At 56.3% G+C, this 20,128-nt stretch carries 22 protein-coding genes; 18 read left to right on the top strand and 4 right to left on the bottom strand.

The window, feature by feature from the left end; all coding sequences use genetic code 11:
- Window positions 1-4: 4 nt before the first annotated feature.
- The 3 genes from Q8Q08_09545 to Q8Q08_09535 are packed head-to-tail and all read right to left on the bottom strand — an operon-like array spanning window position 5 to window position 2,854.
- Window positions 5-1,378: an NAD(P)(+) transhydrogenase (Re/Si-specific) subunit beta gene (locus Q8Q08_09545; protein ID MDP2654261.1), complete on the bottom strand. Its 1,374-nt coding sequence runs from the start codon at window positions 1,376-1,378 to the stop codon at window positions 5-7.
- A gap of 2 nt (window positions 1,379-1,380) precedes the next feature.
- A complete protein-coding gene (locus Q8Q08_09540) occupies window positions 1,381-1,722 on the bottom strand; it encodes an NAD(P) transhydrogenase subunit alpha (GenBank protein ID MDP2654260.1) in 342 nt (113 codons plus the stop codon).
- Window positions 1,723-1,726: 4 nt separating this feature from the next.
- The gene (locus Q8Q08_09535) at window positions 1,727-2,854 is read right to left on the bottom strand and encodes a Re/Si-specific NAD(P)(+) transhydrogenase subunit alpha (GenBank protein MDP2654259.1); all 1,128 of its coding nucleotides are present in this window, start codon (window positions 2,852-2,854) and stop codon (window positions 1,727-1,729) included.
- Window positions 2,855-3,092: 238 nt separating this feature from the next.
- On the opposite strand from Q8Q08_09535, the gene Q8Q08_09530 reads away from it, so the two are divergent.
- The 10 genes from Q8Q08_09530 (at window position 3,093) to Q8Q08_09485 (ending at window position 10,553) form a co-directional block, all read left to right on the top strand.
- On the top strand, window positions 3,093-3,380 hold the full coding sequence (locus Q8Q08_09530) for a GYD domain-containing protein (GenBank protein MDP2654258.1): 288 nt from the start codon (window positions 3,093-3,095) through the stop codon (window positions 3,378-3,380).
- A 27-nt stretch (window positions 3,381-3,407) separates the two neighbouring features.
- Entirely contained in the window at window positions 3,408-3,554 is a 147-nt protein-coding gene (locus tag Q8Q08_09525) for a hypothetical protein (GenBank protein MDP2654257.1), read from the top strand.
- A complete protein-coding gene (locus Q8Q08_09520; GenBank protein ID MDP2654256.1) occupies window positions 3,517-3,984 on the top strand; it encodes a hypothetical protein in 468 nt (155 codons plus the stop codon). Before Q8Q08_09525 ends, Q8Q08_09520 begins: the two co-directional genes overlap by 38 nt.
- Window positions 3,981-4,211, top strand: coding sequence for a DUF1653 domain-containing protein (locus tag Q8Q08_09515; protein ID MDP2654255.1), 231 nt, complete (start codon window positions 3,981-3,983; stop codon window positions 4,209-4,211). Before Q8Q08_09520 ends, Q8Q08_09515 begins: the two co-directional genes overlap by 4 nt.
- Entirely contained in the window at window positions 4,198-5,352 is a 1,155-nt protein-coding gene (locus Q8Q08_09510) for a hypothetical protein (GenBank protein ID MDP2654254.1), read from the top strand. Before Q8Q08_09515 ends, Q8Q08_09510 begins: the two co-directional genes overlap by 14 nt.
- Before the next feature lie 30 nt (window positions 5,353-5,382).
- Window positions 5,383-5,766, top strand: a complete 384-nt coding sequence (locus Q8Q08_09505) for a Rid family detoxifying hydrolase (GenBank protein ID MDP2654253.1) — start codon at window positions 5,383-5,385, stop codon at window positions 5,764-5,766.
- Between the two features lie 70 nt (window positions 5,767-5,836).
- Window positions 5,837-7,213 (top strand): NADP oxidoreductase, encoded by a 1,377-nt coding sequence (locus tag Q8Q08_09500; GenBank protein MDP2654252.1) that lies wholly within the window; start codon window positions 5,837-5,839, stop codon window positions 7,211-7,213.
- A gap of 21 nt (window positions 7,214-7,234) precedes the next feature.
- Window positions 7,235-8,581, top strand: a complete 1,347-nt coding sequence (locus Q8Q08_09495) for a hemolysin family protein (GenBank protein ID MDP2654251.1) — start codon at window positions 7,235-7,237, stop codon at window positions 8,579-8,581.
- Window positions 8,574-9,911, top strand: a complete 1,338-nt coding sequence (locus Q8Q08_09490; GenBank protein ID MDP2654250.1) for a sodium:alanine symporter family protein — start codon at window positions 8,574-8,576, stop codon at window positions 9,909-9,911. The genes Q8Q08_09495 and Q8Q08_09490 overlap by 8 nt, the downstream gene beginning before the upstream one ends.
- A 12-nt stretch (window positions 9,912-9,923) precedes the next feature.
- Window positions 9,924-10,553, top strand: coding sequence for a YqaA family protein (locus Q8Q08_09485; GenBank protein MDP2654249.1), 630 nt, complete (start codon window positions 9,924-9,926; stop codon window positions 10,551-10,553).
- Window positions 10,554-10,629: 76 nt separating this feature from the next.
- Here Q8Q08_09485 and Q8Q08_09480 read toward each other — a convergent pair whose 3' ends face one another.
- Entirely contained in the window at window positions 10,630-12,447 is a 1,818-nt protein-coding gene (locus Q8Q08_09480; GenBank protein MDP2654248.1) for a nitrite/sulfite reductase, read from the bottom strand.
- A gap of 201 nt (window positions 12,448-12,648) precedes the next feature.
- Between Q8Q08_09480 and amrS the strand changes: the two genes are divergently transcribed.
- The 8 genes from amrS to Q8Q08_09440 all read left to right on the top strand — a co-directional run bounded on the left by amrS (window position 12,649) and on the right by Q8Q08_09440 (window position 20,119).
- The gene (gene amrS / locus Q8Q08_09475; GenBank protein MDP2654247.1) at window positions 12,649-13,767 is read left to right on the top strand and encodes an AmmeMemoRadiSam system radical SAM enzyme; all 1,119 of its coding nucleotides are present in this window, start codon (window positions 12,649-12,651) and stop codon (window positions 13,765-13,767) included.
- A gap of 17 nt (window positions 13,768-13,784) precedes the next feature.
- Entirely contained in the window at window positions 13,785-14,192 is a 408-nt protein-coding gene (locus tag Q8Q08_09470; GenBank protein MDP2654246.1) for a CBS domain-containing protein, read from the top strand.
- Window positions 14,193-14,417: 225 nt separating this feature from the next.
- The gene (locus Q8Q08_09465) at window positions 14,418-14,951 is read left to right on the top strand and encodes a superoxide dismutase family protein (GenBank protein ID MDP2654245.1); all 534 of its coding nucleotides are present in this window, start codon (window positions 14,418-14,420) and stop codon (window positions 14,949-14,951) included.
- Between the two features lie 79 nt (window positions 14,952-15,030).
- Window positions 15,031-15,582: a hydrolase gene (locus Q8Q08_09460; GenBank protein ID MDP2654244.1), complete on the top strand. Its 552-nt coding sequence runs from the start codon at window positions 15,031-15,033 to the stop codon at window positions 15,580-15,582.
- A 28-nt stretch (window positions 15,583-15,610) separates the two neighbouring features.
- Window positions 15,611-17,593 carry an acetate--CoA ligase gene (gene acs / locus Q8Q08_09455; protein ID MDP2654243.1) on the top strand — a complete coding sequence of 661 codons (1,983 nt, stop codon included), beginning with the start codon at window positions 15,611-15,613 and terminating at the stop codon, window positions 17,591-17,593.
- A gap of 24 nt (window positions 17,594-17,617) precedes the next feature.
- Entirely contained in the window at window positions 17,618-18,367 is a 750-nt protein-coding gene (locus tag Q8Q08_09450; protein MDP2654242.1) for a Sir2 family NAD-dependent protein deacetylase, read from the top strand.
- A complete protein-coding gene (locus Q8Q08_09445) occupies window positions 18,364-18,885 on the top strand; it encodes a YbhB/YbcL family Raf kinase inhibitor-like protein (GenBank protein MDP2654241.1) in 522 nt (173 codons plus the stop codon). Before Q8Q08_09450 ends, Q8Q08_09445 begins: the two co-directional genes overlap by 4 nt.
- A 145-nt stretch (window positions 18,886-19,030) precedes the next feature.
- Window positions 19,031-20,119: a sorbosone dehydrogenase family protein gene (locus Q8Q08_09440; GenBank protein MDP2654240.1), complete on the top strand. Its 1,089-nt coding sequence runs from the start codon at window positions 19,031-19,033 to the stop codon at window positions 20,117-20,119.
- Window positions 20,120-20,128 lie beyond the last annotated feature (9 nt).

Genomic DNA, 20,128 nt, shown 5'->3' with positions numbered 1-20,128 from the left:
TGAATCAGTGGCTTGTTTTGAATTCCGAGACAAGGGTCTGGATGCTGGCTTTGGCATCGCCGAACAGCATCCGGGTATTTTCATAGTAAAAGAGCTCATTTTCGATGCCGGCAAATCCGGTGGCCATAGAACGCTTAAGCACAAAAACGGTCTTGGCCTTGTCCACATTGATGATCGGCATCCCGTAAATGGGGCTGGACTTGTCATGCCGGGCGGCCGGATTGACAACGTCGTTGGCGCCGATCACAACACACACGTCAACCGTCTCCAGGACCGGATTGATGCTGTCCATCTCCACAAGCTGTTCATAAGGGACGTTGGCTTCGGCCAAAAGGATGTTCATGTGCCCGGGCATGCGCCCCGCAACCGGGTGGATCGCAAACCGGACTTCTGCGCCGTTTTTCTCCAAAAGCTCACCTAATTCCCTCACAACATGCTGGGCCTGGGCAACGGCAAGCCCATAGCCAGGGACAAAAACAACCGAACGGGCCGATTCCAGGATCAGATAAGCGTCCTGGGCGGAAATCGGCTTCACCTCGCCCTTAATGTCTGACCCTTTCGCCTTTTTGGTCACGGCGCCGAACCCGCTGAAAAGCACATTGGCCAGGGAACGGTTCATGGCTTTGCACATGATCTTGGTCAGGATGATCCCGCTCGCCCCCACCAGAGACCCGGCAACGATCAGCAAACTGTTCATAATAACAAAACCTGTCGCGCAGGCGGCCATCCCGGAATAGCTGTTCAAAAGGGAAATGACCACCGGCATGTCAGCCCCACCGATAGGAATAACGACCATGACCCCCAAAATCAGGGAAAGGGCAACGATGGTGATAAACAGGGGGTAATTCCCGGCCGGATTCATGCAAAAAACCACCCCGCCGATCAACAGGACCCCCAAAAGAATCGAATTGACGATGTGCTGGCCGGCAAAGAGGATGGGTTTCCCGGTGATGCGCTCCTCCAGTTTGGCCCAGGCCATGACGCTTCCGGTAAAAGTCACCCCGCCGATCAGCACAGCGAGATACGTTGTGATTGATGTTAAAAGCGAGGCCTGCGGAGTATAGTGATACGTCGACCAGCCCACCAGCAAGCTGGCCAGGCCGCCGGACCCATTGAGGAGGGCGACCATCTGCGGCATGGCCGTCATCGCGACCTTGAGAGCGATGAAAATCCCGATGGCCGATCCGATGGCCAGCCCCAGTATGATCCATTGAAATTCCAGCCCCTTCGTCAGCAGCGTCGCGACAATGGCGATCAGCATCCCAAGCGCGGACAAAAGATTGGCGTTCCTGGCGGTTTCCGGGGAACTCAACCGTTTAAGGCCGAGGACAAAAAGAACCGAAGCCACGATATAGCTGATATTGATAACGATATTCAGGGTCACTTTTGCGCTCCTGTCTGTCCGGCCGGCTGAACGGTCTTTTTCTTGAACATCCCCAGCATTCGGTTGGTGACGACATACCCGCCGACAACGTTAACGGTGGCAAACGCAATGGCCATGACCCCCAGGGCCGTGCAAAAATTGCTTCCCGGGGTCAATCCGGTGGCGATCAAAGCGCCCACAACGGTAATTCCGGAAATGGCGTTGGATCCGGACATGAGCGGGGTGTGAAGGATCGAAGGGACTTTCGAGATCAGTTCAACGCCCAGAAAAATCGATATCACGAAGAGAAAAATCAGTTCCAGGAGAGCGGTGATGTCCAGGTGCATCTGTGTTTCCATGAGGTTATCCTTTTTTGAGCATCGGGTTGACGATTTGGCCCTGATGAGTGACCAGGCATCCCTTGATGATCTCGTCGTCAAGGTTTAACTTGAACGACTTGCTGTCTTTGTCGGTGTATTCTTCGATCAAATTCTGCAGATTGGCGGAATACATCTGGCTGGCATGGGACGCCACCCGGCCTGGGAGGTTCCCAAGCCCGATGATCCGGACCCCGTTGACCAGAACCTCTTCGTTCACCTTGGAGCCTTCAACGTTCCCGCCGGTTTCCACCGCCATATCCACGATAATGCTGCCCGGTTTCATCTGGGCCACCATGTCTTTTGTCAAAAGGACCGGGGCCTTGCGGCCGAACAGCTGCGCGGTGGTAATGACCACATCGGACTGCGAGCAGACCTTGGCCATGCCATCCTGTTGTTTCTTGATCTGTTCGGGCGTGAGGGCCTTGGCATAACCGTCTTTGGTCTGGCCGGTTTCGCCCAGGTCAATTTTGACGAACTTGGCCCCAAGGGATTTGACCTGCTCTTCCACCACCGGGCGGGTGTCAAAGGCCTCCACGCGCGCTCCGAGGCGGCGGGCCGTGGCAATGGCCTGGAGCCCTGCCACACCGGCGCCGATGATGAAGACGCGGGCCGGAGTAATGGTCCCGGCCGGGGTCATGAGCATCGGGAATATTTTGTCCAAACGGTCCGCGGCCAGGACAACAGACACATACCCGGCCAGGTTGGCCTGGGAACTTAAAGCATCCATCTTTTGCGCCTTGGTGGTCCGGGGAATCATTTCCATGCTGATCGCGCTGATGCCGGCGCTTGCCAACTCCGTCACAAGAGCCGGCTCATTAAACGGGTCAAGGAAGCTGATATGGATCGAGCCTTTTTTGAGAAAGTTGACTTCTTCCATCGGAGGCTTGCGGAGACGCAGGAGAAGATCGGATGAGGAAAGAATCCTGCGGCGGTCCGTGTCCACGACCGCCCCGGCCTTTTGATACTCATTGTCGGTCAGGCCGACGGACTCCCCCAGGCCGGACTCGAACACCACTTGAAACCCTTTTTTGACCAGCCGGTCCACGGACGAAGGGACCAAAGGGACGCGTTTTTCCCCGGGATGTGCTTCTCTGGGAATTCCGATCTGCATGGGACTCTCCAATCGACGGTTTCTGATTAGCGGCCTTCATCCTTTTAAAGCTAAAGTAATTTTAGAATAGCAAATCGGCTTCCTAAGTCAAGGCAAATTCCGACTTATCTGCAAGACAAAACGGTCCTTTCTTAAAGCAAAAAAAATATTCCAGGCTTGTTTTTAAATATGATCTCCGATAGAATAACTACACAGATTTTGCCATTTCCCAGGGAACCCACCACCGAGGAGGCCTGTCATGACCACATTTTTCCTTTTTGGCAAATACTCGCCCGATGCGCTGAAAAAAATCAGCCCTGAACGGACCCGGAAAGCCATCAATTCCGTTCAAAAACTGGGGGGACGCGTCAAATCCGTTTACGCCCTGCTGGGTGACAATGACCTTGTTTTTATCGTCAGCCTCCCAGGGCCGGGACAGGCCACGCTGGCGTCCATCGCGCTCTCCAAACTGACCGGCATTTCATTCAAGACCTGCACCGCCATACCGGTTGATGAATTCGACCAGTTGATCAATAAATATAAATAAAAACGCACTTTCCCAGAGGAGTCCCTGATGAACTGGATCATTCCGGTCATAGTGATTGTCGTTGTCGTTTTATTCCTTCTGAAAGCCAAAAAAGGCGGCTGTTGCGGAGGCGGCCAGGCGCCGGGCCAGGCCGGCCATGATCATGACGGCAAAGGCTCCTGCTGCGGGCACTGACGCCATGGACCATCCCCGCCGCATCACCCCTGCCAGTTTCCGGCCCTATGGAAAAGTGATCGGCTACCCGGGCAAGGGACAAAAGGGAACCCGGCGGAATTTATGGCGCATCATCCTCACGGAACATGCGCAGACCGGATGGCGGATCGCCTATCTGGTCGTCCGGGACAAACGGATCCGCCGGCTGGAAGCTCATCCGGGCACATACGAAAGCTTCGAACCTGTCCGGGGCCGGAGTTTGTTATTCGTGACGAAACACAAAGAGGGTCCGGTCCGGTGTTTTTTGCTGGACCAGCCGATCATCCTGAACAAAAATATATGGCACGGGGTCGTGACGATAACGCCGGAAACGGAAATCAAAATCACCGAAAACGCCAAGGTGGCCTGCCGGTATTGGCCGCTGAAATCCCCGCTTCCCGCAAACGCATGAAATATCTCCGTAAGGGCATCTACCGGCATTATAAAGGGAAGCTTTATGAAGTTCTGGGGACGGCCCGGCACAGTGAGACCCTGGAAGAGCACGTTGTCTACAAAGCCCTCTACAGGACACGGTATGGCGCCGCGTCCCTTTGGATCCGGCCCAAGACCATGTTCAACAGCCGCGTGACCGTCAATGGCCGCGCTGTGAAACGATTTCAATACCATGGAACAAAATAATCTCCCGCCCGTATTGAAGAATCCGTGGCTTTCAGCCGTGGCCGCTCTCTGCGCGGTGATCTATGTGGTCCTCGGTTACGCGGCGTTGTGCTATACGATTGGGAACCGGGACGACGGCTCGCTGACCGGGACCCTGGCGGTCTATTACCTTTTTACCGCGGCCGCTGGATGCGGGATATGGTATCTGACACGCCGCGTTGATCCCCCTGAAATGCAGAGACTTTACCGATGGGCTGCTGCTGCCGTTTTGTTCGCCCCTGTTTATGAAAGCTTAGAGGATGTGTGTCCGGCCGGGTATGGACTTTTTGTCACTGCGATCTGGCAGGAATGGGGCGTATTCATGACATTCCTGCTCCAGACGGTTCTTGTCTCGGCCGCCCTTTTTTTGGGGCACGACACATTTGTCCGCAACAGGCCGGGGGTATTGCCCCTGCCGCGCATGAACATTCCTGTCAGCCGTCTTTTTCCGCAATCCTCCGTAAATTTCCGGTTCATCTTGCTGCTGTTATCGCCTTTTTTGATTTTATTTTTCTCGCTTTTTGTCCTGCGCGCCGGTGAAGACCGCCAGGAGATTCAATACCGGCGGCCGCGGGTTTCGCCGTCGTCACAGCCGACCTACACGCCTTACACTCCACCCGCGCGAGTACAATCACAATCTTCTTTTCTGGGCTCGTGCACCCGGGCCAGTGACGCCGCTTTGGAGCTCACTTTCCAGGAAGTCGGCGGGGACTATGCCGGACTCTGGAACAATTTTGGCCCGGGCCCGGGCAACGCCAATACCAATCCCGAGGATTTCGGCTGGGACGCCGAATTGACCCTGGAACAAGAAAAGGCCATCAAATCCATGACCATGCTCCATCACATCTCTGGGGAGGGCTGGTCAACCAGTTCCGGGCAAGAAGCCCTTGGCAAACAACTTTATCCACTGGTAATTTTTTATGAAAAGCAACAGCTCAATGTGACATATGACCAATCCCTTGGTAGTTATCCGGCGGGGACCCACCGGTTCCGGCTGTACGCCCAGAAAGAAACCGCGACCTTCGCCGGCTCGCAACTTTCCATTCAGTTCACGGACGGGACCTGTGTCCGCGCCGAAGTCGCCCGGGTCACGCCCAAAACCCAGGAATATTGGGGGCAGTAAGGCCCCCTTCAACAGCAAAGGAAGGGAACCATGAGCAAAAAAATTGTCAAACCAGCCGGCGCCCCGCAACCCGTCGGTCCCTACAACCAGGCCGTCATCGCCGGCCAGCTTGTTTATACCGCAGGTCAGATCCCCCTGGACCTAAAAACAGGCGCGCTCATCCAGGCCGGAGTTCCTGAACAGACACGGCTGGTGCTGACGCACCTGAAGGCGGTGCTGGAAGGCGCAGGTTCATCACTGGAAAAAGTCATCAAGACAACGGTATTTCTCAAGAATATGACCGATTTCCCGGCGATGAACGCGGTCTATGCCGAATTCTTCAAGACCGAAACGGCCCCGGCCCGCTCCACGGTCGAAGTGGCACGGTTGCCCAAGGACGCGCTGGTGGAAATCGAAGCCGTGGCGCTCCTGTAAAACCGCAGAAAAAACTCTGGATTTTTTTAGCAAAAATGAAAAAATGATAGTCTGACGAAAGGGATCATTCATGTCTCAACTCGGTACCGCGGACAGGCCCTTGCGCGTCGCTGTCATCGGCAGCGGCCCCAGCGGCTTTTACGCGACGGAAACGCTCCTGACCTCGCTGGATTTAAAAGTCTCCGTCGACATCTTCGACCGTCTTCCCGCCCCCTATGGATTGGTCCGTTACGGAGTCGCTCCAGACCATCCCAAGATTAAAAACGTGGTCAAAATTTACGAAAAGACCGCGGACAATCCCGCTGTTTCGTTCCTTGGCAACGTCCATGTCGGGAAGGATATCCTGATTGAAGAAATCCGGCGTTTTTATGATGCCGTGATTTTCACCTGCGGCGCCCAATCCGACCGCCAGCTTGGCATCCCTGGAGAAACCCTGGATGGCTGCCACTCGGCCACGGAATTTGTGGCCTGGTACAACGGCCATCCGGACTACCGGCAGAAGACATTCGACCTCTCCCACGAAACAGCGGCCGTGATCGGGCAGGGGAACGTCGCCATGGACGTCAGCCGGATCCTTTGCAAAACGGTGGAGGAGCTCAAGGGCACGGACATCGCGAAACATGCCCTGGAGGCCCTGGCCGAAAGCAAAATCAAAGAGGTTCATGTCATCGGCCGCCGTGGCCCGATCCAGGCCGCGTTCACGCCCGTGGAGATCCGCGAGTTCGGCGATCTGGCGGATTGCGATCCGGTCTTGGACCCGGCCTACCTGAAAATCAGGCCGGAAAGCGAAATAGAACTCGAAGACCCCACCAATCTGCAGGCCAAGAAAAATTTCGAAGTCCTCAAATCTTTCAGCGCCCGGCCGCCTTCTCAAAAACAGAAGCGATTCATTATTCATTTCCACAAAAGCCCCCAAAAATTGCTCGGATCCGGCCGCCTGAACAAACTGGTGCTGGAAAAAAACCGGCTTGTCGGCCCTCCGGGGAAACAGCAGGCCGAGGGGACCGGCGTTTTCGAGGAGATGGCCTGTGGGCTGGTCCTTTACAGCATCGGATATCGGGGCGTTCCCATCCCCGGCATTCCTTTCGATACGAAGAAAGGGACCTTCAGCAACATCGAGGGACGGGTCATGGAAGGGGGCCATGCCATTCCCGGGCTATATTGCGCCGGGTGGATCAAACGCGGACCGACCGGCGTTATCGGGACCAACAAACCGGACAGCGTCATGACCGTTCAGAAAATCCTTGCGGATCTTCCTCAACTGAAGCCTTGCGAAACCCCGGACTCCGGAGCCGTCAAAAAGCTGTTAAAGGAACGCGAAATCAGGGTCGTCAGTTTCCCTGATTGGAAAAAAATCGACGCCGCGGAAATTGAGTTTGGTAAAACCGCCGGCAAACCCCGGGAAAAATTTGTCACTGTGGAGGACATGCTCCACGTCATCCATTAATGTCAAACACCCCCAACGGTTATGTCCATAATTTTTGAACTTATCGTTATCGCATTGATGCTGGCCTTCAACGCCGTTTTTGCCGCGTATGAGATGGCCCTGGCGTCGATCTCCCGCGCCCGCCTGACCATCCTCGTGACCCAAAAGCGCAAGGGGGCCGAGGACGCGATTTACATGAAAGACCGGATGGAGGCCAGTCTTGCCGTCATCCAGGTCGGCATCACCCTGGTCGGCGCGATCGCCGCGGCCGTGGGCGGCTCCGGGGCGACCGAAATCCTCGCACCGGTGCTGGAATCCCGTCTCGGGATTCCGGAAACACTGGCCGACATCCTATCCTTGATCTTCATCATCCTTCCCCTGAGCGCCCTGACCATCACCTTCGCCGAACTGATCCCAAAAACCTACGCCCTGAACCACAATGTCTGGGTCTGTCTTAAGCTGTCGCCAGGCATGAGAATTTTATATCACGTCATGTATCCGGCCATCACCGTGCTGGAACGCATTGTCAAAAGCGTCATGACCCTGGCCGCAAAAAAAGCCTCCCCTCAGATCCGCGCCGATGATCAGTTGGGCCTCCATGAATTGACCGCCGCGGTATCCCTGGCCAGGACCTCACGCCTGATCGGCGCGCGCGAGGAAAAGATCGTATTGTCCGCGGCCCAGCTTTCGGTCCGCCCGGTCCGGGAAATCATGCTGCCGATCGCCGATGTGTCCGTCATCCCTCTCGCCTGCACGCTCTCCGAGGCGCTGGTCAGGGCCCATATGGACATGCACACGCGTTTCCCGGTCAGCGGCCAGGAAAAGGACCCGCAGACGATCCAGGGATATATCAATTTCAAGGACATTATCGCGGCCCTGAAAATCAATCCCAATGACCCCAGTATCCGGGGGATCATCCGGCCGATCAAAACTGTCCTGGCGGACACTCCCATTTCCAGCGTGTTGGAAAAAATGATGCAGGAAAAACTCCACATCACGATGGTCGGATCGCACTCCGGGAGGATCCTCGGAATGATCACCCTGGAAGATATCATCGAGGAACTTGTGGGCGAAATCGAGGACGAGTATGATCGCCTGCCGGCGTATATCCATCCCTTGAGCGGCGGATGGATCGTCGGCGGAGGGGTCCCCATGACCACCCTGGCCATCACCATCGGCATGAAATGGACATCCGCCCAGGACGGGGAGGCCCTGATGCGGTTTGCCGACTGGTTCGAGCGTCAGACCAAAAAACGCGTCGCCGGCGGAGAAACAGTGGAAATCAACGGGTTCCAGTTTACGGTCAGAAAATTCCGCAGAAAAAAATTGAGCGAAGCCGTCATCAACCCGGTCCGTCCACCCGCCCAGGAGGAGGGGGAGAATGGCTGATCTCGAAAAATGGCTTGGGAACATCAGCGATTTAGTCTGGGGACCGCCGATGCTCATCCTCCTTTTTGGAACCCATCTGTTTTTGACGTTCCGTTTGCGGTTCATCCAGCGCTACATCGGCAAAGCTATCCGTCTCTCCCTGCAAAAGCAAAAGGAAGGGGAGGGCGATATCAGCCAGTTCGGCGCCATGACAACGGCCCTGGCCGCGACCATCGGCACGGGCAATATCGTCGGCGTCGCGACCGCCATCGCCGCCGGCGGACCCGGAGCGGTTTTGTGGATGTGGCTGACCGGTGTTTTCGGGATCGCCACCAAATATTCGGAGGCCTTGCTGTCCGTCAAATACCGAATCACCATGCCCAGCGGGCTGATGGCCGGCGGACCGATGTATGTTTTGGAGCGGGGAATGAACTGCCGCTGGCTGGGCGTGATTTTTGCCGGGCTGACGGCCTTTGCCGCCTTCGGGATCGGCAACATGACGCAGGCCAACGCCATTTCATCCCTCATCACCGCGCGTTTTGGCATTTCTCCCTGGATCACCGGCAGTATCATCACCGTTCTGACGGCCGTTGTCATCCTCGGTGGCATTAAAAGCATTGCCAGGGCCAGCGAAAAGCTGGTCCCGGTCATGGCCATCGGCTATTTCTTCGGATGCTTAGTCCTGCTGATCATGAAGTGGGAATCGGTCCCTGAAACCATACGATTGATTTTCCAGTCCGCGTTCACCGGGCAGGCGGCCATCGGTGGCTTTGCCGGAGCGGGGATGCGCGAGGCCATGCGTTACGGGATCGCGCGCGGGCTTTTTTCAAACGAGTCCGGTATGGGAAGCGCGCCCATTGTGGCCGCGGCCGCGCAAACCAAAGATCCGATCCGCCAGGCCCTGGTGTCAGCGACCGGCACATTTTGGGACACGGTGGTCGTGTGCGCCATGACAGGGATTGTCCTTGTGAATTCCGGAGAATGGAAGAACGGGTTGAACGGTGTGGCCTTGAGCAACCAGGCCTTCTCCGATTTTCCGGTCATCGGCCCGGCGATCCTTGTCTTCGGCCTCTTAACTTTCGTTTTTTCGACAATCCTCGGATGGTCATACTATGGTGAGCGGGCTGCGGAATATCTCTGGGGGAGCAAAGTCATCCCGGTTTACCGCTGGCTGTGGGTCGGCGCGGTCATGGTGGGGTCAGTCTCAACGCTGAAAGTCGTCTGGTCGTTCGCCGACATCGCCAACGGCCTGATGGCCGTCCCGAATCTGATCTCTCTCATTGTTTTAAACGGCGTGCTGGTCTCGGAAACCCGCAAGGCGCTTTGGGACCAGAATTCCACCGAAGGTTAGAAAGGACAACTCATGTCACAAACAACGGTCGGAAAGCCCTGGTATCGGCAGCCGTCGCTTTGGGCGCGGCGGCTTTACAATTGGGTCATACATTGGGCGTCCACGCCTTACGCTGTCCCGGCCCTGTTCATCGTGGCCTTTGTGGAATCCAGCATTTTCCCGATACCGCCGGATGTTCTGCTGATGGCCATGGCCCTGGGCCGGCCGGCGCAGGCATTCTTTTACGCCTTCATTTGCTCCCTGGGATCGGTCATCGGAGGTCTGCTCGGTTACGTGATCGGATATTTTCTCTGGGAAGCGGCCCGGTCGTTCTTTATCCCCAACGTCTTCAGCCAGGAATTGTTCGACCTGGTCCAGAAAAAATATGAATTATACTCGTTCTGGGTTGTTTTTATCGCCGCATTCACGCCGATCCCTTACAAGATATTCACGATCGCCGGCGGTGTCTGCCACATCAACCTGGGGGGATTTATCCTGGCCTCGGCGATCGGGAGGTCAGCCCGGTTCTTCATTGTCGCGACAATTCTTTATTTTCTTGGGGAAAAGGCCAAGCGTTTCATCGAAAAACATTTTGAGTGGCTGACACTGGCCTTTGGAATTCTGCTGGCTGGAGGGTTTGTTTTGATCAAGAAAGTGATGTAGCGACTCAAAAACGTCAGAGCAGAAAAAGGGCGTGCCGGATAAACGGCGCGCCCTTTTTGTTTGCAAAAATCAAAAATTATTCGATGACGCAATCGGCGGGAAACGGTTTTAGCATCAACGGGGCGGTGGCGGGATTTTCCTTGAGGTGCTGGATGATCGCGTCCATCCCGATCCGGTGATGATACGCGCCCATGTCCTCGCCCGGTTTGGCGTTCGCCTTATAAAAACGGAAGAGGGCGTCGATGACAGCGGCGACTTTTTCCCGCGGGATTGAACGCAGATAAATGCCCTGGCCGCCCGCAGAAAGGAGGGGAACGCCCTGATGACGGGCGGATTCGCTGCCCATGAGCTTTAACTGATACCGGTCCATGCCGGAACCGACCAGGCCGATGGTCTTGGTCGCGGGACGGAAGCACTGGCGCTCGCATCCGGTGATTCCGATGGATTCCGCCATATCGGCCCACCCCATTTTTTCCAGTTCATCAACCAGAAACGGTTCGAACTTTTCGGAATCCGTATATGTCAGGCGGCAGGTGTCGCGCCCCACGCAGGCGCCGGAGTGGAGGCGGAGATGGGAATACGTTTTTCCGTTGCGCAGGCCGAACCCGTGCTTCTTCAAATCCGCTTCAAAATCGGCGCGGGCGTCTTGGGGGACATTTGTAAATAACGCGTCCTGATTGGGCGTCACGGACAATTCGACAGGATATTTCTCCATAATCTCACGGATCATGGTCTTCAATTTTCCGTTGGGGCTGGCGTCGGTCACGCGGCCGTTTTCGATAAACGCGCCGTAAGCGTACAACCCGTTCTTAGGCTGGAGCGTCCAGCCGAAATGGAGATGCCGGGCGCCGTAATCCAGTTTCAGGTCCGGTGAATCCAATTTAACGCCAAGACGGGCTTCGACCTGCTGGCGGTACCAATCCGTTCCCATCTTTTTGACAACATATTTGATCCGGGCCCAGAACCGGTTCTGCCGGTCGCCCCATTCTTCATGCACATGGACCACCGCGTCCAGGACCTGAAACAGCTGTTTTTCGGACACGATCGCGAGCGGTTGGGCAAGGGAGGCCATGGAGGGCTTGCCATTGCGCTCACCCTGTCCTCCACCGATGTAAATCTGGAAGCGCGAAACCTTGCCGTTGTCAACGATCGGCACGACCGCCATGTCATTGGTCAGGGCTTCGACGCAATTGTCCGGAACGATCTTGCCGGTATGCGGATCCTTATGGACCGTTGAGAAGGCAAGTTTGAATTTGCGGTTCAACAACCGCGGCCCGTAGGAAAAAGACTCTTCGGGTTTACGGATGTATTTCGGATCAAGGGCCCACACCTCGATATAGGGATCGAGAGGGAGCTGAAAATAGGCCCCGGCCTTCTGAGCCCAGGCGTTAGCGTCGAAGATGTCTGAAGAGCGGGAGAGGGGGCAGCCCATAACATTGCGGGTGTTGTCCCCGCAGCCATTGATGCTGCGCTTGCCGGCCTCGGCCAGCTTTTTTACGATCTCCAGAACACCCTGCTTGCTGACCCAGTGGAACTGGATGTTCTGACGGTTCGTGAGACGGAGAGAGGGGATTCCCTGGGTGTCTTTGGTGTGTTTGTCGGAGAGTTCGTCAAAAAGCCGCCATTGTTCGCGCGTGATCGGTCCGCCGCCGGGGTTGCTGATGCGGATCAGGTACATCCAGTGTTTTTCTTCCCCGGTTTTGGCGCGGTTAAATTCGAGATAAACCCCGTGCGATTTGGCGATCTGTTCGGTTTCCCAAGAGATGTCGGCCTTGCTGATATCCCGAAATTCCTGAGACACGGCGCCGTGCAGACCCTGGGCCTGCTTGTTCAGCTCTTCTTTGCAGAGCAGATCCAACGGCGTTTTCAAATTGGGGGTGAATGGCTTTTTCATAGAATTATCTTGATCATTATTGAAGGATTTGTAGTTAGTTTACCGCAGGGTCTTGCAAAGTCAATGAAATTCTCCGGCGATTGCAAGCGCAATTTCAAATCATGACCGCGTCGCGCACCAATCCGTCCGGCAAAGCGCAAAGATGCGAAAACCTTCTTGTCAAGACCGGGAACCCGTATTAGACTTACAAAGGAAGGGGGGATTCGATTGCCGTTTTCCGAAGCGACACGTCACCATATCGGCCGTTTTTGGCAAGTCCTTGACAACAAACGAATCCTTTGCAACCTTTGCCCCCGCAACTGCACCTTATCCGAAGGACAACGGGGGTTTTGTTTTGTCCGCCAGAACATAGACGGGCAGATGGTCCTCACCACATACGGCCGCAGCAGCGGCTTCTGCATTGATCCCATTGAGAAAAAACCGCTCAACCATTTTTACCCCGGGTCCGCGATCCTGTCCTTCGGCACCGCCGGGTGCAACCTGGGCTGCAAATTCTGCCAGAACTGGGACATCAGCAAATCCCGCGAATTCGACCGGCTCACCGATCATGCCTCGCCCAAAGCCATCGCCCTGGCCGCCCAAAAGACCGGGTGCAAAAGCGTGGCGTTCACGTACAACGACCCTGTCATTTTCGCCGAGTACGCCATGGACGTAGCCGACGCCTGCCGGGAAATCGGGGTCCATCCGGTTGCCAAAACCGCCGGATATATCACGGACGAAGCCCGTCCGGAATTCTACAGGCACATGGACGCGGCCAACGTTGATCTCAAGGCCTTCACGGAGGAATTTTACAAAAAATTGACCTTAAGCGCGCTGCAGCCGGTTTTGGAAACGCTGCTCTATCTCAAAAAGGAAACAACGGTCTGGTTTGAGATCACCAATCTGCTGATCCCGGGAGAGAACGATTCCGACAAGGAATTGCATGCGATGACCGAATGGATCACCGGGAATCTGGGCCTGGACGTTCCTCTGCATTTCACGGCCTTCCACCCGGATTACCGCATGATGGACAAACCCGCCACAACCGCCGCGACCCTGACCCGGGCCCGCGCGATCGCGATCAGCAAGGGCATCCGTTATGTTTACACCGGCAACGTCCATGATGCCAGCGGAGGAAGCACCTATTGTCATCAATGCAAAAAGCTGCTGATTGAACGCGACTGGTATCAGCTTGGGGAATATCATTTGGTAAAAAGGAACACCTGTCCATTCTGCGGCGCTGTTTGCCCCGGGCATTTCGACGACCGCCCGGGGACATGGGGGCCCAGACGGCAGCCGGTCCGGATCAATGACTTTGAAGGCCTCTCCGGCTTAAACTGAAAACAAGGAGAACTCGCATGCTGCTTATCAAATCCATCATGAAAACCGATGTCATCACCGTGAAGCCCCAAACACCCATCCTCGAGGCCATCAAACTGTTGACGGGTAACCAGATCAGCGGGATGCCGGTGGTCACGGACGACAACCGGGTCGTGGGGATTTTGACCGAAAAAGACGTCCTGCGGATTTTGACCAAAGAGAAAATCACCTATGAAGACACCGTGAGCCTTTACATGAGCCGGAATGTCACTGTTTTTAACGAAAACGATCCGGTCCTCACGGTTTCCCAATTCTTTGAACGCAATCCCATCCGCCGCGTTCCCATCGTCCGTGACGGGATCCTGGTTGGCATCGTCAGCCGCCGGGACATCATCGCCGTGATCCTCGAAGCCAAAAGCACGATGGAGTCGTATAGATTCAGCTAATGAGCACGCAACTTACGGAACGTTAGTGAACGTAAGTTGCTGTGCGAATTAGTCCTTGCCGCCTTGCTTCGTAACGCGAAGCAGCAAGGATTAATGAGCCACCCCCAACCTTAGAGAACGGCACCGGGTTAAGTACAACTACCTAACATAACCCACCTGCAGCTTGACAAAGCGGTCTCCCGGTGATAGATTCCAGAGAGTTTTTAATCACGAGAGGAGAACCTTATGAAAAAAATCCTGATTATGGCAGTAGGATTAGTCAGCATAGGCGCTGCCGCCTGTTACGCCGTGGCGTCTCAAAAAGCTGTTGCTGTCATCAAAGGGGCCGAAGAGGGATCTCCCATAACCGGGAGAGCCGCCTTCGAGGAAACCGAGCAAGGCCTTAAAGTATCTGTGGAGGTCATCGGCGTGCCGAACCCCGGCCCGCACGGATTCCACATCCACGAAAAGGGCAGTTGCGAAGATCTGGGCAACGCCGCAGGAGGACATTATAATCCACATGGCGTTCAGCACGGGTTTTTGCCCGAGGATGGGCACGGCGCGGCCCACGCCGGCGACATGGGCAACATCGAGATCAAAGCCGACGGCAGCGGGACTCTGGAACTGGTCCTTCCCGAAGTCAGCCTCTCGGGCGAACACAATAACGTCAACGGCCTCGCGGTCATCCTTCATGAGAAAACCGACGATTTCGGCCAGCCGACCGGCAACGCCGGCGGACGCATCGGCTGCGGGATCATTAAAGCGGAACAAGCGGGATAACATTGAACAGCCACTCAATCTGAGAATAGAGAACGGCACAGGCCGGCAAGGCCCTGTGCCGTTGTCTTTTTAACGGCCTATGTACGAAATCACTAAATGCGCTCTTCTCGTTATTGACGTTCAAGGGAAGTTAGCGGCTGTCATGGCCGAAAGCGGACGACTGACCGGCAATATCCAGGCCCTGGTCCGCGCAGCGCAGATCCTGAAAGTCCCCATCATCCACACCGAGCAAGTCCCGGAAAAGATCGGCAGGACCATTCCAGCCATAGATGGTCTTTTGAAGGGCCAGGATCCCGTCCGGAAATCCAGCTTCAGCTGTTTTGGCAGCAAAGAGTTCGCGCAGAAATGGGCGGCCTTGGACCGCAGCCAGGTCATCGTGGCCGGGATCGAAACGCATGTCTGTGTTTATCAAACGGTCGCGGATCTCCTGTCCCGGAAATTCGAGGTCCAGATTGTCGCGGACGCGGTTTCCTCGCGCTCCCCGGACAACAAGGCCGTCGCCCTGGACCTCGTCAAATCGCTGGGGGCCGTTGTCACAACCACCGAGATGATCATCTGCGAACTCATCCGGGGGGCGGATCACGAGGACTTCAAAGACATCATCGCGCTGGTCAAATCCTGCAAAAAATAGGAGGGTGTTCATGCCGAATGCCGCTGTTATGAAAAAAAACAAAAAGCCGTCAACCCGGCCTCTGGATGTGACAGCCGCCACGCTGGATGATCTTTTAAAAGAAAACCGCCATTTCAAGGCCGGTCCGGAATTCCGCCGCAATTCCAACATCAAATCCGCAGCTATTTACCAAAAGGCCGCCCAAAATCCTCAGGCCTTCTGGGCCGAACAGGCCAAAACCCTGGTCTGGTTCAAAAAGTGGACCAAGGTCCTGAACTGGACCAAAGCGCCGTTCGCCCAATGGTTCATCAACGGCAAGCTCAACGCCTGCTACAACTGCGTGGACCGCCACATCCAGGGCTCCACCCGCAATAAAGCCGCGCTCATCTGGGAAGGGGAGCCGGGCGACCAGCGCACCCTGACCTATTACGACCTTTACCGGGAAGTGAACAAACTGGCCAACGCCCTCAAAGCGCTTGGGCTGAAAAAAGGCGACCGGGTCGCCATCTACCTGCCCATGATCCCGGAGGCCGTGATCAGCATGCTGGCCTGCGCGCGCATCGGCGCGGTCCACACGGTTGTCTTCGGCGGCTTCAGCGCCGAGGCCCTGCGCGACCGGATCAACGACGCGTCGGCCAAACTCCTTATCACCGCCGACGGCGGCTACCGGAGGGGCAACGTGATCGCGCTCAAAAGCGCCGTGGATGAAGCCATCAAAAGCTGTCCGAGCATTGAAAAAGTCATCGTGGTCAACCGCACCAACACGGCCGTGACCATGCAGGAAGGCCGGGACGTCTGGTATCACAATGTTGTCAAAACCGCCCAGGCCTTTTGCAAGCCAGAACCCATGGATTCGGAGGACCTGCTCTATATCCTTTACACCTCCGGCACGACCGGACGGCCCAAAGGCATTGTCCATTCCACCGGAGGGTACATGACCGGGGTCACTTACACCACCAAATGCGTTTTCGACCTCAAACCCGAAGACGTGTTCTGGTGCACGGCGGACGTCGGCTGGGTCACGGGGCACAGCTATGTCACCTACGGCCCGCTGTCCAACGCCGCCACGGTCGTGATCTATGAGGGATCGCCGGACTGGCCCCAGCGCGACCGGTTCTGGCGGATCATCGAAAAATACGGCGTCACGATTTTCTATACCGCCCCGACGGCGATCCGATCGTTCATGAAATGGGGGAACGCGTGGCCGCAGGGGTGCGACCTGTCATCTCTACGCCTTTTGGGAAGCGTGGGCGAACCGATCAACCCCGAGGCCTGGGTCTGGTATTACAAATACATCGGTAAGGGGCAGTGCCCGATCGTGGACACCTGGTGGCAGACGGAGACCGGAAGCATTCTGATCTCGCCTCTGCCCGGGCTTACAACCCTCAAACCCGGCTCCGCCACCAGGCCTCTCCCCGGAATTGAAGCCAAGGTCGTTGATGAAGACGGGAAGGAAATCAAAGTCGGCGGGGGTTTTCTCGTGTTGACCAGCCCATGGCCGTCCATGCTGCGCGGGATTTACGGCGATCCAGAACGCTATGTCCGCACATATTGGGGCCGGTTCGACGGAAAATATTATTTTACCGGAGACGGCGCCAAAAAGGACAAAGACGGATATCTCTGGCTGATGGGCCGCGTCGATGACATCATGCTGGTCGCCGGGCACAACATCTCCACCATGGAAGTGGAAAGCGCGCTGGTGGACCACCCCTGCGTGGCCGAGTCCGCGGTCGTCGGGATCAAGGACGACATCAAAGGCCAGGCCATTGCCGCGTTTGTCACCCTTAAAGAGGGGAACGCTCCTGGCAAAGAGATGGAAGAGACCCTCAAGCAGCACGTGGTCGTCAAGATCGGTTCCATCGCCCGCCCGAGCAAGATCATCTTCACCGCAGACCTTCCCAAGACCCGCAGCGGCAAGATCATGCGCCGCCTGCTGCGCGACGTGGCCGAAGGCCGCGCCCTGGGCGACGTGACGACCCTGGCCGACGCGGGAGTCGTCGAAATTTTAAAGAAAAAATATGAAGAAGAATAGGGCTAAAGGTTTTCAACCCCTGACGTGCATGCCATCCCCGAACAATGCGCAACGCTCATTAACGAAGCCCAAAACATCTCTGTCCTGACCGGCGCCGGTATATCCACAAACGCGGGAATTCCGGATTTTCGCGGGCCCAAGGGGCTGTATGTGACGCGGCAATACGATCCGGACCGCGTGTTTGACATCGAATATTTCCTGCAGGACCCCTATCCATTTTACGAGTTCGCCCGGGACTTCATCGGGCTCGAGCAAACCATCAAGCCCACCTTCACCCACAAATTCCTCGCCGCTTTGGAAAATGCGGGCAGACTCCGCGGCATTGTGACCCAAAATATCGACTCGCTCCACCAGAAGGCCGGCTCCGAGCACGTGTACGAGATGCACGGCAGTTTTTGGAAAAGCCATTGCCTTGAATGCGGGCAGGCCTTCACCTACAGTTGGATGAAAGGCGCGCTCAAAAATCCGGGCACGCCGCGCTGCGTCTGCGGCGGATTGATCAAGCCGGACATTGTTTTTTTCGGAGAAAACGTCAAGCACCTGCCCGAAGCCAGCCAGCTGGCGCATGAAAGCGACCTGTTCCTGGTGATCGGCAGCTCCTGCGTGGTTTATCCGGCGGCCATGGTCCCGACCCTGGCCAACGGCAAAATCGTCATCATCAATAAAGGCGCAGTGCACTTGGACTGCTATAATATATCCCTGACCGTGGATGAGGACGCGGACGCGTTTCTTAAACAGGTCGCCGCGTCGCTAAAAATCAAGGTGGCTCCGTGAAACAAACTTTTGTTGTCCTGCTGTGCCTTGCCGTCATGTCGATTGCCGTTCCCGAAACCTGCCGATCGGAGGGAAACGCCATGAAAATTTCCAGCCCGGCTTTCTCAGACGACGGGATGATCCCCCCAAAATACACCTGCCAGGGAAGCGACATCAATCCCCAGCTCGACATCAGCGAAATACCGCCGAACACGAAGACGCTCGCCTTGATCGTTGATGATCCGGACGCTCCGTCAGGAGACTGGGTCCACTGGGTATTGTTCAACGTCGCGGTCACCAACCGGATTTTGGAAAACAGCGCCCCCGGGATCCTGGGGCGCAATGATTTCGGCCGCAATACCTGGGGAGGACCGTGTCCTCCGAGCGGGACGCACCGGTATCTTTTCAAAATTTACTCCCTGGACACGGCCCTGGAACTCCGGGCCGGGGCCACCAAGAAAGACCTTGAAAAAGCCATGGCCGGGCACATCCTGGGCAAGGCCGTTCTGACCGGACTTTACAAGAGAATCATTTTCTAATGGCCAAATCCTCATTCAACAACCGGCAGAAAAACATTTCCCGGGTCCTGCGAGACAGACGGGATACCCAAAAATTCAAGCTCAAAACCATCCGCAACAAATCCGGGAAATCCTGATGCGTTCCCTCGTGCCCATGATCGCCGGAATGCTGGGGCTGGTCATTTCCGGGGCGGCGGCAGAGGCCCAAAGCCCCTTGCCGATCGACTCCATCAAGCTCCCCCCGGGATTTTCCATCTCCATCTACGCGGACAACATCCCCAACGCCCGCTCCATGACGCTCGGCGACAAGGGAACGCTTTTTGTCGGGTCGCGCACCGTTGGGGCCGTCTATGCCGTTGTAGACGATGACAAGGACAATAAAGCCGACCGGGTGATCACCATCGCCCAGGGCCTGCGGATGCCTAACGGAGTGGCATTCCGGGACGGTTCGCTTTATGTCGCGGAAATCAGCAACATCTGGCGCTTTGACGGCATTGAAGAGAACTTGGACAATCCCCCCCAGCCGGTCCTGGTCAGCCGCGGCTTTCCGTCCAGCGGATGGCATGGCTGGAAGTTCATCCGGTTCGGGCCGGACGGGAAGCTGTACGTCCCGGTCGGCGCGCCCTGCAATGTCTGTGAAAGCGACGACCTTCATTTTGCCTCGATCCTGCGCATGAACCCGGACGGGAGCGACCTGAAGCTCTTTGCCCGCGGCATCCGCAATACCGTCGGTTTCGACTGGGACCCGCAGACCCGGGAGCTCTGGTTCACGGACAACGGCCGGGACAACCTCGGGGACAATATGCCGCCTGACGAGTTGAACCACGCGCCCCAGGCCGGGATGCATTTCGGGTTTCCCTATTGCCATGGCCGCACGATCAACGATCCGGAATACGCGCCGGTGTCTGTCTGCGGCAACTATACCCCGCCGGTCCAAGAATTAGGACCGCACGTCGCCTCTCTGGGGATGAGATTCTATACCGGTGCGATGTTCCCTGAAGAATACCGCAACCAGATCTTCATCGCGGAGCACGGGTCCTGGAATCGGGGGGAAAAACTCGGTTATCGCGTCATGCTGGTCAAAGTGAAGGACAACAAGGCGGTTTCCTATGAGCCGTTTGCCGAAGGTTGGCACGAAGGGGAATATGTCTGGGGACGGCCGGTGGACATCGAAATCATGCCGGACGGCTCCATGCTGGTCTCGGATGACCATGCCGGAGCGATCTATCGCATCACGTATCAACAAGTCCCATAAGAATTCCGT

It is taken from the genome of Candidatus Omnitrophota bacterium, from assembly GCA_030688425.1.
GTDB lineage: Bacteria > Omnitrophota > Gorgyraeia > Zapsychrales > JANLHA01 > JAUYIB01.
This window is presented reverse-complemented; position numbering and strand designations above follow the sequence as displayed.